Origin of the sequence: Sphingomonas sp. (assembly GCF_036677245.1) — a bacterium.
In the GTDB taxonomy this organism is placed as follows: Bacteria; Pseudomonadota; Alphaproteobacteria; order Sphingomonadales; family Sphingomonadaceae; genus Allosphingosinicella.
In genome coordinates, this window is record NZ_JAKFCG010000029.1 from 1 (window position 1) to 13,690 (window position 13,690).

Annotated in this window: 14 protein-coding genes; 2 read left to right on the plus strand and 12 right to left on the minus strand. The window is 65.6% G+C overall.

The annotated features are described in order from the left end of the window. Nucleotides 1–281: 281 nt before the first annotated feature. Complete coding sequence (locus V6M48_RS02770) at nt 282–584, minus strand: Hpt domain-containing protein (protein WP_332810999.1); 303 nt, start codon at nt 582–584, stop codon at nt 282–284. Between the two features lie 80 nt (nt 585–664). Between V6M48_RS02770 and V6M48_RS02775 the strand changes: the two genes are divergently transcribed. Together V6M48_RS02775 and V6M48_RS02780 are read left to right on the plus strand one after the other, a co-directional pair. Next, nucleotides 665–2,959, plus strand: coding sequence for a hypothetical protein (locus V6M48_RS02775; RefSeq protein WP_332811000.1), 2,295 nt, complete (start codon nt 665–667; stop codon nt 2,957–2,959). Between the two features lie 283 nt (nt 2,960–3,242). Beyond that, complete coding sequence (locus V6M48_RS02780; RefSeq protein WP_332811001.1) at nt 3,243–3,524, plus strand: GIY-YIG nuclease family protein; 282 nt, start codon at nt 3,243–3,245, stop codon at nt 3,522–3,524. Between the two features lie 85 nt (nt 3,525–3,609). Here V6M48_RS02780 and V6M48_RS02785 read toward each other — a convergent pair whose 3' ends face one another. The 11 genes from V6M48_RS02785 to V6M48_RS02835 form a co-directional block, all read right to left on the minus strand. After that, the gene (locus V6M48_RS02785; protein ID WP_332811002.1) at nt 3,610–3,882 is read right to left on the minus strand and encodes a DUF1467 family protein; all 273 of its coding nucleotides are present in this window, start codon (nt 3,880–3,882) and stop codon (nt 3,610–3,612) included. Between the two features lies 1 nt (nt 3,883). Beyond that, nucleotides 3,884–5,521: a ribonuclease J gene (locus V6M48_RS02790; RefSeq protein WP_332811003.1), complete on the minus strand. Its 1,638-nt coding sequence runs from the start codon at nt 5,519–5,521 to the stop codon at nt 3,884–3,886. Beyond that, nucleotides 5,518–6,303: a type III pantothenate kinase gene (locus V6M48_RS02795; protein ID WP_332811004.1), complete on the minus strand. Its 786-nt coding sequence runs from the start codon at nt 6,301–6,303 to the stop codon at nt 5,518–5,520. Before V6M48_RS02795 ends, V6M48_RS02790 begins: the two co-directional genes overlap by 4 nt. 11 nt (nt 6,304–6,314) lie before the next feature. Further along, nucleotides 6,315–7,019, minus strand: coding sequence for a biotin--[acetyl-CoA-carboxylase] ligase (locus tag V6M48_RS02800; protein ID WP_332811009.1), 705 nt, complete (start codon nt 7,017–7,019; stop codon nt 6,315–6,317). Nucleotides 7,020–7,035: 16 nt separating this feature from the next. Then, nucleotides 7,036–8,472: an NADH-quinone oxidoreductase subunit NuoN gene (gene nuoN / locus V6M48_RS02805; protein WP_332811005.1), complete on the minus strand. Its 1,437-nt coding sequence runs from the start codon at nt 8,470–8,472 to the stop codon at nt 7,036–7,038. After that, entirely contained in the window at nt 8,472–10,049 is a 1,578-nt protein-coding gene (locus V6M48_RS02810; RefSeq protein WP_332811006.1) for an NADH-quinone oxidoreductase subunit M, read from the minus strand. Before V6M48_RS02810 ends, nuoN begins: the two co-directional genes overlap by 1 nt. Further along, the gene (nuoL, locus tag V6M48_RS02815) at nt 10,046–12,145 is read right to left on the minus strand and encodes an NADH-quinone oxidoreductase subunit L (RefSeq protein WP_332811007.1); all 2,100 of its coding nucleotides are present in this window, start codon (nt 12,143–12,145) and stop codon (nt 10,046–10,048) included. Before nuoL ends, V6M48_RS02810 begins: the two co-directional genes overlap by 4 nt. Nucleotide 12,146: 1 nt before the next feature. Further along, the gene (nuoK, locus tag V6M48_RS02820; protein WP_332811008.1) at nt 12,147–12,452 is read right to left on the minus strand and encodes an NADH-quinone oxidoreductase subunit NuoK; all 306 of its coding nucleotides are present in this window, start codon (nt 12,450–12,452) and stop codon (nt 12,147–12,149) included. Continuing rightward, complete coding sequence (locus tag V6M48_RS02825) at nt 12,449–13,066, minus strand: NADH-quinone oxidoreductase subunit J (RefSeq protein WP_057882690.1); 618 nt, start codon at nt 13,064–13,066, stop codon at nt 12,449–12,451. The genes nuoK and V6M48_RS02825 overlap by 4 nt, the downstream gene beginning before the upstream one ends. Before the next feature lie 15 nt (nt 13,067–13,081). Then, entirely contained in the window at nt 13,082–13,567 is a 486-nt protein-coding gene (gene nuoI / locus V6M48_RS02830; RefSeq protein ID WP_057882689.1) for an NADH-quinone oxidoreductase subunit NuoI, read from the minus strand. Beyond that, on the minus strand, nt 13,564–13,690 hold a 127-nt coding region (locus V6M48_RS02835), incomplete at its 5' end, for an NADH-quinone oxidoreductase subunit H (protein ID WP_332811010.1). The genes nuoI and V6M48_RS02835, both read right to left, overlap by 4 nt.

A 13,690-nucleotide genomic window follows, 5' to 3' on the forward strand; every position in this document is an offset into this window, starting at 1 on the left:
ATCCTTGCGACGCGATCCACTCCCCACCAGCAAATGATCTACAAACCCAAGCTGACCCGTCATCATGACCCTCCAGGTTTAGCCTAGAGAATCATTCCTCACCGACTTTTGCAATGGTCCCGCACGCGGGAGGGGGGAAGATCATCCGCGACAAATAACCTCCCCTCCCGCTTGCGGGAGGGGATTGAGGGGTGGGCAAGAAGCCGCCTGCCCCGCGTGATTTTTCAGATGGAGGTGAGTGAAGCCCACCCCCTGCCCCGCCTCCTTGCCGGAGGGGGTTTCTAATTCCCGGCGAAATCCTCGAGCGCGTGCTTGAGCTTGCGCAGCACCACCGGATCGCCCGGCGCGCCGTCGATCGCTTCGTCGGCGAGGTCGAGCAGGCCGACCGCGCCAAAGCTCGCGGCGATGCTCTTCAGCCGGTTCGCGGCGAGCAGCCAGTTGGCGTCGCAACGCGAACGACCCATCAGGTCGGTCTGCCGCGCGGCGCTTTCGACGAACGCGGCGCGCAGCTCGGCGACGAGATCGGGATCGCTGCCGACGGCGGCGGCGAGCGAGGCGTTGAGGGCTCCGGGATCATAGACCATCCCTCCCTCGTAAGGCCGGTACGTTAACGGTGCGTTTCCTTGGACTCTTTCCCACCGCTCGAAACATGATAAGATGGGCCATGACAACAGGTCCACAGCGCGCGGACGCGCAGCCGGAAGACGGCACGGGGGAGGTCGAGCAGACCGATTGGTCGGTCGTGCCGATGGGCGGCGAACATGCCGCGGCCGAGGAATGGGCAGACCAGCATCCCGATACGGCCTCCTGGCCGGCCCGGCTGCTCGCCGGTCTCCTGATCCTGCTGTCGCTCGCCTGGCTTGGCGCGTCCTTGTGGGTCGCGCTGCGCTCCGAAGCGGTGCTGACGATCGAGGCCGCCGTACGCTGGGTGCCAGTGGTCAGTGTGCCCTTGATCCTGCTCGCGGTCGGCTGGGTGCTGTTCGGCCGCACTTCGCGCCGGGAGACCGAGCGCTTCACCCGCGCGGTGACGGCGATGCGCACGGAAAGTGGCGCGCTCGAGAGCCTGCTCGCGGTCGTCGCAGCGCGGCTCGAGGAGAATCATGCCCGCCTGACCAACGAAGCCGCGAAATTGATGTCACTCGGGGACGAGGCTTCCGACCGCCTCGGCCGGGTCGCGCATTATCTCGCCAAGGAGAGCGCCAATCTCGACCGCAAGTCCGAAGCGCTCGAAAATGCCGCGCAAGCGGCCCGCGTCGATATCGGCGTGCTGCTGCACGATCTGCCGCGCGCCGAGGAGCAGGCGCGCGCAGTCGCGGAGGCGATGAAGGAAGCCGGGCTTGGCGCGCATGAGCAGGCAGGCTCGCTCGAAGGGCAGCTTTCCGCCCTGATCGCGCGCGGCCGCGAGGCGGACGAGATCGTCGGCGGCGCCGCGCAGCGCCTCGCCGCGCACCTCGCCCGCATCGAAAGCACCGCGACCAGCGCGACGACGCGGATGGACGAAGCCGCCGGCAGCATGACCGCCGGGGTCGACGCTGCGATGAGCCGTGCGGCCGAAGCCGTCGATGCGGCACGCTCCGGCCTGGAGGCGCAGGGCAGCGCGATGCTGGCGATGATCGAGCAGAGCCGCTCGGCGCTCGAGCGCGCCGGCGAGGACGCCGGGCGCAACCTCGCGCAACGGCTGGAGCATATCGGCGAGAAGATCGAAGGTCTTGCCGCGCACCTCGCCGCGCAGGATGCGGCCAGCCATGCGCTCGTCACCGGCCTCTCCAAGGATCTGGCCGAGCTCGATCAACGCTTTGCGGCGCTCAGCGACACCGGCGAGACCGGCACCGGCGCGTTGGCGGTCTCGGTCGAGGCGGTCCGCCAGGCGCTGAGGGAGCTTTCGGAGGAGCTCAGCGGCGAGCAGGACCGCGCCGGCGAGTTCATGGCGCGCGCGAGCGAGATGGCGGAGGCGCTGAACGGCGTCACGCAGCAGCTCAACGACGATCTTCCGACCGCGCTCGGGCGGGTCGAGGCGCTCGCCGGCCAGACGCACGGCGCCGCGACGCGGATCGCGCCCGAGATCGAGGCGATCCGTGCGGCCGCGGACGCAGCCGCCGCCAAGGTCGCCGAAGCCGAAGCGAGCCTCGCGCGCCAGCAGTCCGCGCTCGACGTGCTGATCGCCACGCTCAGCAGCGGCCTCAACACCGCCGAGGAGCAATTGCGCGGCCTCGGCGCGGCCACCGAGCAGGCCGACGAAGCGGCGCGGCGGATGACGGCGAGCACCGGCCCCGAGCTGATCGAAGCGTTGATCCGGGTGCGCGAGACCGCCAACCAGGCTGCCGAGCGGGCTCGCGAAGCAATCTCCGCGGTCATCCCCGAAAGCGCGGCAGCGCTCGGCGAGGCCAGCAAGACGGCGGTCGTCGACGCGATCAACAGCACGGTCAGCGAGCAGATGAGCGTGCTCACCGAGCTCGCCCAGCGCGCCGTCAAGACCGCCCGCAAGGCGTCCGAGCGGCTCACCCGCCAGATGCTGACCATCGGCCAGACCACCGCCGCGATCGAGGCGCGGATCAACGAGACGCGCAAGGAGAGCGAGGATCGCGACAGCGAGATATTGTCGCGCCGCGTCGCCTTGTTGATCGAATCGCTCAACTCGACCGCGATCGACGTCACCAAGATCCTGTCGAACGAAGTGACCGACACCTCCTGGGCGGCCTATCTGAAGGGCGACCGCGGCATCTTCACGCGGCGCGCGGTCCGCCTGCTCAACTCCGGCGAAGCGCGAGAGATCGCGCAGCATTATGAGGAAGAGCCCGAGTTCCGCGACCAGGTGAACCGCTACATCCACGATTTCGAAGCGATGCTGCGGCGGATCCTCGCCGACCGCGAAGGCACGCCTCTTGGGGTCGCCTTGCTTTCGTCCGACATGGGCAAGCTCTACGTCGCCTTGGCGCAGGCGATCGAGAGACTGAGATAGTTGCCTCCCCGCCCGCTTGCGGGACCGCTGCAAAAGTTCCGGGTCACCCAAAAGCCGTTCGGCCTGAGCGTGTCGAAGGCCTTTCCTTCTCTGAGCAAGAAAGGAAGGCGGTTCGACAAGCTCACCGCGAACGGAGTTTTGCAGCGCTCCCGCTTGCGGGAGGGGAGGCAGCCGCGTCCTGGTTCGTCCGGGGGACGAACCAGCCGCTGCATCGGATGGGCACAGAATAAAATCCGTTCGGCCTGAGCTTGTCGAAGGCCTCTCCTTACGCTCTTTTGGAAGCATGCCGTTCTGGACGTACATGCTCCACTGCGAGGATCGCAGCTTCTACGTCGGTCACACCGATAATCTCGAAGCACGCATAGCTGCTCACAGCTTCGGCTCGTTTGGAGGCTATACCGCCTCGAGGCTGCCGGTCGCGCTGGTCTGGTCCGAACAATTTCCCACGCGTCTTGAGGCATTGGCTATGGAACGCCGGATCAAGGGTTGGACCCGTGCAAAGAAAATGGCGTTGATCCGAGATGATTGGGACAAGATCAGCAGCCTCGGAAAGAACATGAAGTAAGGGCCTTCGACAAGCTCAGGCCGAACGGTTTTTTGGATGACTCGGCTACTTATGCAGCAGCCCCACACGCGTGAGGGGAGCTATGTTATTTCTCAGGCGGCGCGGCCCAGTCGAGCATGTCGACGCTCACCCAGCCGTAGATGTAATTGAGGTAGAACAAAGCGAACAGCGCGCTCCCGAGCAAGGTCGCGTGCAGCACGGCGCGGCCGAAATTGAAGCGATGCGGCGCGCTCTCGGCGTGGCCGGGCATGCGCTCCACCCCCGCCTCCTCGTCGGTCCGGACGCCGAACGGGATGACGAGGAAAAAGCTCATCACCCAGAAAAGCAGATAAATCGCGAGGATAGAGCCCGGCTTCACATCACACCCTGAGCAGCATCACGTCGATGACGGGCTTCTTGCCGGTCCATTCGGTCGCGCAGCGGCGCACCGCGAGGCGGACCGCTTCGCGCAATTTATCCTCCCCGCCCTTGGCCTTGCGCGCGGCGGCGGCGGCGGCATCGCAGACCTCCTCGACAAAGGCCGCGCGATCCTCCTCGACCGGAATACCTTCCAGGCCAATTTGGACGTCGCCGACCAGCTTGTCGTTGCCGTTCATCGCGAACGCAACCGAGATCACGCCGTTCGCCGAGATCTTACGGCGCTCGTTCATCGTCGATCCGTCGGCGGCGAGGATCACGTCGCCGTCGAGGATCAGCCGCCCGACCTTTTCGTGGCCGATGATCTTGGGCCCGTCCGGTGCGAGACGCACGACCTGGCCGTTCTGCTGGACGATGCCCTGGGGAACGCCCTGCGTCTTGGCGAAGCGCGCATGCTCGGCGAGGTGACGCATCTCGCCGTGCACCGGCAGGATGATCTGCGGCCGGATCCATTTGTACATCTCGGCGAGCTCGGGCCGGCCGGGATGGCCCGAGACGTGGACGTCCGCCTGCCGATCGGTGACCATGTCGATCCCTTTGGTGGCGAGCATGTTCTGGATGCGGCCGATGGCGATCTCGTTGCCCGGGATCTGCTTCGACGAGAAGACCACGAGGTCGCCCTTGTCGAGCTTGATCTTGTGGCTGTCGAACGCGATCCGCGCGAGCGCTGCGCGGCTCTCCCCCTGCCCGCCGGTGGCGATGATCATCACGTCGCGCCGGGGAAGCCGCATCGCCTCGTCGAAATCGACGGTTTCGGGGAAATCCTGGAGATAGCCGACGCTCTTGGCCACTTTCAGGATGCGGTCGAGCGAACGGCCGGCGACGCAGACCGTGCGATTGGTGTCCTTCGCCACCTGCCCAAGCGTCTGCAGCCGCGCGGCGTTGGATGCGAAGGTGGTGATCAGCACGCGCCCTTCGGCGGCGGCGACGACGGCGTCCAGCCCCTCGCGCACCGTCGCTTCCGATCCCGAGGCCTCCTCGTTGAACACGTTGGTCGAATCGCAGACCAGAGCGAGGATGCCGTGGTCGCCGACGGCGGTCAGCTCCGCCGGCGTGCTCGGCGCACCGAGCTGCGGCGCCGCATCGAGCTTCCAGTCGCCGGTGTGGAACAGCCGCCCGTAGGGCGTGTCGATCACCAGCGCGTTCATCTCCGGGATCGAGTGCGCCAGCGGCAGATAGCGCAGGCCGAACGGGCCCAGCTGGAACTCGCTTCCAAGGTCGACCGTCTTGAGCGTGACTTCGCGGAGCAGCCCCTCTTCCTCGAGCTTGCCGGCGATCAGGCCCGCGGTGAACGGCGTCGCATAGAGCGGCACGCCGAGATCGGTCGCGAGATAGGGAATCGCGCCGATATGGTCCTCATGGCCGTGGGTCAGCACCACCGCGAGCAGGTCTTCGCGCCGTTCCTCGATGAAGCTGAGATCGGGCAGGATCAGCTCGACACCTGGATAAGCGGGATCGGCGAAGGTCATGCCGAGATCGACCATCATCCATTTGCCCTGGCAGCCGTAGAGATTGACGTTCATGCCGATCTCGCCGGAACCGCCGAGCGAGAGGAAGAGAAGTTCGTTGCCGGGCTTCATATTGTGGTGTCGATCCTTTGATAGAGCAGCCCGAGCCCCGTGATCGTCAGATCGGGCTCGATCGCGTCGAAAATGTCGCTGTGCGCGGCGAATAGGGTGGCGAGGCCGCCAGTGGCGACCACCTTGGTGCGACGCCCGATCTCGCGGGCGATACGCGCCACTAGCCCCTCGATCATCGCAATATAACCCCAATAGATTCCTGAGTGCATCGCCTCCTGGGTGCTGCGTCCGATGACGCTTGTGCCCGGCGCCGGCGCCTCGATCGCGATCCGCGGCAGCTGTGCCGCCGCAGCGACAAGCGCGTCGAGCGACAAATTGATCCCCGGCGCGATGATCCCGCCCTTGTAGGTGCCGCTGTAATCGACCACGTCGAACGTGGTTGCGGTGCCGAAATCGACCACGATCAGATCGCCCGGATGGGCCTCGTGCGCGGCGATCGCGTTGACGACGCGGTCGGTGCCAACACTCTCCGGCTCGGTGATATCGATGGTAATCCCAAAATCGACCGGTGGACGGCCGGCGATCAGCGCCTGGACCCCGAAATATTTGCTCGCGAGCACTTCGAGGTTGTGCAGCGCGCGCGGCACGACCGTGGCGATGATCACCGCGTCGATGTCGCTCCGGCCCAAGCCCTCCAGCGCCAGCAACTGGTGGAGCCATACGGCATATTCGTCGGCAGTGCGCCGCGGATCGGTGGCGATCCGCCAGCGGGTGCGGATCGCGCGCCCGTCGAGCACGGCGAAGACGACATTGGTGTTTCCGGCGTCGATGGCGAGGAGCATGGCTCGGGCTTTCAGATCAGGAAGACGTCACCGGCGTGAATGACATGGGTGGACCCGTCCGCCAAGCGAAGCCGCAACGCGCCATTGTCGTCGAGCCCGTCGAACAGGCCGTCGAGCGAGGTACCGCCGACGTCGGTGGTCGAGAGCGCCGTGCCGCGCGGATGGGCCTTTTCGAGCCAGCGCGCGCGCACCGGGCCGAACCCCTCGCTCCGCCAGCGCGACAGCCAGCCGGCAAAGCTGGCGGCGAGATCGACCAGCATTCCGGCGGGATCGGCGGCCGCCCCGCCGAGCGCCGCCAGGCTGGTGGCAGGCCGCGGGGTGTCGCGAGGATGATCGGCCAGGTTGACGCCGAAGCCGATGATCACCGCATCGCGGTTTCGCTCGAGCAGGATGCCGGAGAGCTTGGCGCCCCCGGCGAGCAGATCGTTGGGCCATTTGATCCGGATTTCGGCGTCGCCGGCATAGGCCTGGACGACTTCGTGAAGCGCGACCGCGGCGACCAGCGCAAGCGTCGCCGCGGGCGGATCGGTCGGCTGCAGCCGCACCAACGTGCTGGCGTAGAGGTTTCCGGCCGGCGATTGCCACGGCCGGCCATGGCGGCCGCGCCCGCCGGTCTGGCGTTCGGCGCGAAGCCAAGCGCCCTCCGCAGCGCCCTGCTCGGCAAGCATCGCGAGATCGTCGTTGGTGGAGCCAGTCTCTGGGACTGTGCGGATCAGGAGCGATCGCTCTTCGTCAAAACAGCGCGCCGGCGGCATTCTGCGTCATCGCCTCCAAGGGCGCGATCAGGAAATAGCCGAGCGGCGACACGAACAAGGCGGCAGCGGCAATCAGCAGGCCTTCGGTCAGAGCGGGGCTGCGCTCGTACGCCGGGGCGGGATCGTCGAAATACATCACCTTGATGATCTTCAGATAATAATAAGCGCCGATCACCGAGGTCGCGATGCCCACTGCGGCAAGCCAGGTGAGCCCGGCCTCGACCGCCGCGCTGAACACGAAGAACTTGGGCCAGAAGCCCATCAACGGCGGAATTCCGGCAAGGCTGAACATGAACAGCGCCATCGCCGCAGCGAGCAACGGCCGCGTCCGCGACAGGCCCGAAAGCGAGGCGATCGTCTCGACCGGCCGGCCCTCGGCATCGCGCATCCGCAGCACGACGAGGAACGAGCCCAAAGTCATCACGACGTAGACCGCCATGTAGAACAGCACCGAGGCGACTCCGTCGCGCGTGGCGGCGGCGAGGCCGATCAGCGCGAAGCCGACATTGTTGATCGAGCTGTAGGCGAGCAGCCGCTTGATGTTCGCCTGGCCGATCGCCGCGACGCCGCCGAGGACGGTGGAGGCCAAGGCCATGAAGATGACGATCTGGCGCCATTCGAACGTCGCCGGACCCATCGCCGAGATGGCGACGCGGGTGAGCAGCGCCATTGCGGCGACCTTGGGTGCGCTGGCGAAGAAAGCGGCGACCGGCGTCGGCGCACCTTCGTAGACGTCGGGCGTCCACATGTGGAACGGAACGGCGCTGACCTTGAAGGCGATGCCGGCGAGCACGAAGACGATGCCGAACAGCTCACCGGTGGAGATGCCGTCGCGCTCCAGGCCGGCGGCGACGTCGGCGAAGACGGTCGAGCCGGTGAAGCCGTAGAGCAACGACACGCCATAGAGCAGGATGCCCGAGGCAAGCGCGCCGAGCACGAAATATTTGAGGCCCGCTTCGGCCGAGCGCTCGTCCTGCCGCTGGAAAGAGGCGAGCACGTAAGCGGCGAGGCTCTGCAGCTCGAGACCCATGTAGAGCGTGAGCAGGTCGCCCGCCGAGACCATCATCCCCATGCCGACCGACGAGAGCAGGATCAGCACCGGATATTCGGTCTTGTAGCCGCCGTCGCGCGCGAACCAGCCGCTCGCCGCGACCAGGGCGACCGCGGCTGCGAGATAGACGATGATCTTCGAGAAAGCGGCGAAACTGTCGGCGATGAACAGCCCATCGAAGGCGATCCCGCCGGCGTCGAACACCCCGGGCGTGACCAGTGCCGCGACCAGGAATGCGCCTATGGCCAGCCAGGTCGAGAGCCTGGCGGCGCGGTCACCGGCGTAAGCCGCCACCATCATCAGCGCCAATGCGGCGATCGAGAGGATGATCTCGGGCAGAGTGAGGATCAGCGAAGTGCCCATCAATGCGCTCCTGCACCGGCCGCTGGGGCGCCATGGGCTGCTGGCGCAGCATGGGCGCCATGCTGATCGGCAGCCGGCCTGGCAGGGCCCTTTACCAGCTGTGCGTCGCCGGCCGGCTTGGCGCGATCGATCCGCTCGAGCAGCACCCCAACATCCTTGCGCATCGGCGCCATGAAGCTCTCCGGATAGACGCCCATCCACAGCACGACCGCAGCGATCGATGCCAGCATCGCATATTCGCGCCGGTTGAGGTCCGGCATCGCCGCGACATCCTCCTTGACCAATTTGCCGTAGGCGACGCGCCAATAGAGGTAGAGCATATAGGCCGCGCCGAGGATGATGCCGGTCGTCGCGACCACCGCCACCAGGCTGCTCGCCTCATAGGCGCCGACCAGGCTCAAGAACTCGCCGACGAAGCCGCTCGTCCCGGGCAGACCGACCGAAGCCATGGTGAACAACAGGAACAAGGTCGCATAAGCGGGCATGTTGGTGGCGAGGCCGCCGTAGCGGTCGATCTCGCGGGTGTGGAGGCGATCGTAGATCACGCCGACGCAAAGGAAGAGCGCGCCCGAGACGAGACCGTGGCTGAGCATCACGACCAGCGCGCCCTCGAGCCCCTGCCGGTTGAACGCGAACAGGCCGATCGTGACGAACGCCATGTGCGCGACCGAGGAATAAGCGATCAGCTTCTTCATGTCGCGCTGCACCAGCGCGACCAGCGACGTGTAGACCACCGCCACCATCGACAGGCCCATCACCAGCCAAAACAATTGCGCCGAGGCTTCGGGGAACATCGGCAGCGAGAAGCGGATGAAGCCATAGCCGCCCATCTTCAGCAGCACGCCGGCAAGGATCACCGACCCGGCGGTCGGCGCCTGGACGTGCGCGTCGGGCAGCCAGGTGTGGACCGGCCACATCGGCATCTTGACGGCGAAGCTCGCGAAGAAGGCCAGCCACAGCCAAGTCTGCGCCTCGGCCGGGAAATCGGTGACGAGCAGCTGCGGGATGTAGGTGGTGCCCGCGAAATGGACCATCCACAGCATCGCCACCAGCATCAGCACCGAGCCGAGCAGGGTGTAGAGAAAGAATTTGTAGCTCGCGTAGATGCGCTGCGCGCCGCCCCAGATGCCGATGATCAGGTACATCGGGATCAGCCCGGCCTCGAAGAACAGGTAGAAGAGGAAGATGTCCTGCGCGACGAACACGCCGATCATCAGCGTCTCCATCAGCAGGAATGCGGCCATATATTCGGGCACGCGCTGCTCGATCGACTCCCAGCTGGCGGCGATGCAGATCGGCATCAGGAACAAAGTGAGCATGATCAGCATCAGCGCGATGCCGTCGATGCCGAGCGCCCAGGCGAACACGCCGAAGATGTCGAGATGCTCGACGAACTGCCATTGCGCGCCGCCGATGTCGTAGCTCGCCCAGAGCAGGATGCCGAGCGCGAGATCGACCAACGTCGCCGCGAGCGCGATCCAGCGCGCCGACGAAGCGCTCGTGAACAGGCAGACGATGCCCGCGAACAGCGGGATCGCCAGCATCAGCGAAAGGATCGGAAATCCAAGAGCGTTCATCGTGCGGCCATCGCCCAGGTCGCGGCGGCGGCCAGCCCGAGCAGCATCACCAGCGCATAAGTGTAGACATAGCCCGACTGCAGGCGCGCGGTCAGCGCGTTGCCGCCGACGATCAGCGCGGCCGCCCCGTCGGGGCCAAAGCGGTCGATCGTGCGCTCGTCGCCCTTCTTCCAGAAGAAGCGGCCGAGCCACATCGCCGGGCGGACGAACAGCACATTATAGGCCTCGTCGAAATACCATTTGTTGAGCAGGAACAGATAGAGCGGCTCGAACTGCGCGACGAAGCGCTCGGGCAAGGTCGTGTTGCGGATATAGGCCCAGAAGGCGATCAGGAAGCCGATGATCATCACCGTTCCCGGCAGCAGCTTCACGACCAGCGGAGTTTCGTGAAGCGCGTGCATCAGATGCGCGTCGAATGCGATGCTCGTACCCCAGAAATGCAGGCCTTCCTCGGGATCGAGGAACGCGCCGTGGAATATCAGGCCGGCGAACACGGCGCCGATCGCAAGCACCCCAAGCGGAACGAGCATCGTCCACGGGCTCTCGTGCGGATGATAGCCGCCGGTGCCGGTCGGAACCTCCGCCGCCGACGCCTCGTGAGGACGCGTGTCGTGGCCGCTGTCCTCTTCGGCGGGATCGTCGTGATGCGCGCCGTGGGAATCGTGCCCGTCATGCGCGTCATGCAGCGCGTGCTGGATATGCTCGGAGGCGGCCCAGCGCGGCTTGCCGTAGAAGGTCAGGAACACCAGCCGCCAGCTGTAGAAGCTGGTCAGCAGCGCCGCGACGATCGTCACCGCGAACGCGAAGCCGCCGACGCCGGTCGTGCTCTGATAGGCCGATTCGATGATCGCGTCCTTCGAGTAGAAGCCGGCGAAGCCGAAGCCCGGAAAGCCCGCGACCTGGATGATGCCGACGCCGGTGATCGCCAAGGTGCCGGCGAGCATCGCCCAGAAGGTCAAAGGTATCTCTTTGCGCAAGCCGCCGTAGAAACGCATGTCCTGCTCGTGGTGCATCGCGTGGATCACGCTGCCCGCGCCGAGGAACAGCAACGCCTTGAAGAAGGCGTGCGTGAACAGGTGGAACATCGCGGCGCTATAGGCGCCGACCCCCGCCGCGACGAACATGTAGCCCAGTTGCGAACAGGTCGAATAAGCGATCACACGCTTGATGTCGTTCTGGACGGTGCCGACCGTGGCCGCGAACAAGGCCGTCGCCGCGCCGATGAAGGTCACGAACGCGAGCGCGGAGTCGCTGGTCTCGAACATCGGCGACAGGCGGCAGACCATGAACACGCCGGCGGTCACCATCGTCGCGGCATGGATCAGCGCCGACACCGGGGTCGGGCCCTCCATCGCGTCGGGCAGCCAGGTGTGGAGGCCGAGCTGCGCCGATTTGCCCATCGCGCCGACGAACAGCAAAAGGCAGAGCGTCGTCATCACATCGACGCGATAGCCCAGGAAGCCGAAGGTCGCGCCCGCCATGTCGGGAGAGGCGGCGAGGATCGCCGGGATCGAGACGGTGCCGAACACCAGGAAGGTGCCGAAGATGCCGAGCGAGAAGCCGAAATCGCCGACGCGGTTGACCACGAACGCCTTGAGCGCGGCGGCGTTGGCCGAGGGCTTTTCGTACCAGAAGCCGATCAGCAAATAGGAAGCGAGGCCGACGCCTTCCCAGCCGAAGAACATCTGCACGAGGTCGTCGGCGGTCACCAGCATCAGCATCGCGAAGGTGAACAAGGAGAGATAGGCGAAGAAGCGCGGCTGCGAGCGATCCTCCTCCATATAGCCCCAGCTATAGAGATGGACGAGGCTCGAGACGGTGGTCACGACGACCAGCATCACCGCCGTCAGCGCATCGACGCGCAGCGACCAGCTGACGGCGAGATCGCCCGAGTGGATCCAGTCGAGCACCTTGTGCACGCCGGCCGTCTCGTGGCCGGTGAGGAAGCCGATGAAGATCGGCCAGCTCAAGGCGCAGGAGACGAACAAGGCACCGGTCGTCACCAGCTTGGCGCCGGTGTTGCCGAGCCGGCGGTTGCCGAGACCGGCGATCACCGCCGCGATCAGCGGCAGGAAGACGAGGAGCTGGACGTTCATCTCAACCCTTCATCTGGTGGATGTCGTCGACCGCGATCGTGCCGCGGGCGCGGAAGTAGATGACCAGGATCGCGAGCCCGATCGCGGCTTCGCCGGCGGCGACGGTGAGCACGAACATCGCGAACACCTGGCCGACCATGTCCCCAAGGAACGCCGAGAAGGCGACGAGGTTGATGTTGACCGCGAGCAGGATCAGCTCGATCGCCATCAGGATGACGATCACGTTCTTGCGGTTGAGGAAGATGCCGAGCACGCCGAGCACGAACAGGATCGTGCTGACGACGATGTAGTGTTCGACGCCGATCACAACTGAACCCCTTGCCCGATCTCTGGCTTCACGTTCCGCGTCGCATCCTGCGGACGGCGGCGCACCTGCTTGCCGATGTTCTGCGGACGGGAGTCCTTACGGTCGCGCAACGTAAGCACGATCGCCCCGACCATCGCGACGAGGAGGATGATGCCCGCGCTTTCGAACAGGAACAGGTACTGGCCGTAAAGGAGCTGTCCGATCGCCGCGATGTTGCTTTCAGCCATCACGGGCACTTGGTCGGCGGTTCCCGTGCCAAGCTCGATCCGGCCGGCCTGGTATGCGCCGATCCCGAAGATCAGTTCGGCCAGCAGCACCAGCGCGATCAGCAGGCCGAGCGGGAAGTTCTTCACGAAACCGGCCCGCAGCGACGCGAAGTCGATATCGAGCATCATCACCACGAACAGGAACAGCACCGCGACCGCACCGACATAGACGATCACCAGCAGCATCGCGATGAACTCCGCGCCGACGAGCACCATCAGGCCCGCGGCGTTGAAGAACGCCACGATCAGCCAGAGCACCGAATGCACCGGGTTGCGCGAGGTGATCACCAACACCGCGGACGCGATGGTGAGGGCTGCGAATAGGTAGAAGGCGAGGACCTGGATCATGTGTCGGCGCGGCCCCTATCGGTAGGGCGCATCGGCTTCAAGGTTCGCGGCCAGTGCCCGCTCCCACTTGTCCCCGTTGGCCAGCAGTTTCGCCTTGTCGTATAGCAATTCCTCGCGCGTTTCGGTCGCGTATTCGAAGTTCGGCCCTTCGACGATGGCATCGACCGGGCAGGCTTCCTGGCAGAAACCGCAATAGATGCACTTGGTCATGTCGATATCGTAGCGCGTGGTGCGGCGGCTGCCGTCCTCGCGCGGTTCGCTCTCGATCGTGATCGCCTGCGCCGGGCACACCGCCTCGCACAGCTTGCACGCGATGCAGCGTTCCTCGCCATTGGGATAACGGCGCAGCGCGTGCTCGCCCCGGAAGCGCGGGGACAGCGGGTTCTTCTCGAACGGATAGTTGATCGTCGCCTTGGGCTTGAAGAAATACTTCAGCGTGAGGGCATGCGCCTTCACGAACTCCCACAGGGTGAACGATTTTATGAAATGGGCGACGGTCATCCGTACCTCGTGAACATGAGCCAGCCTGACACGAGTACGACGAACATCAGCGACAGCGGGAGGAACACCTTCCAGCCGAGGCGCATGAGCTGATCGTAGCGGTACCGCGGCACGGTCGCCTTC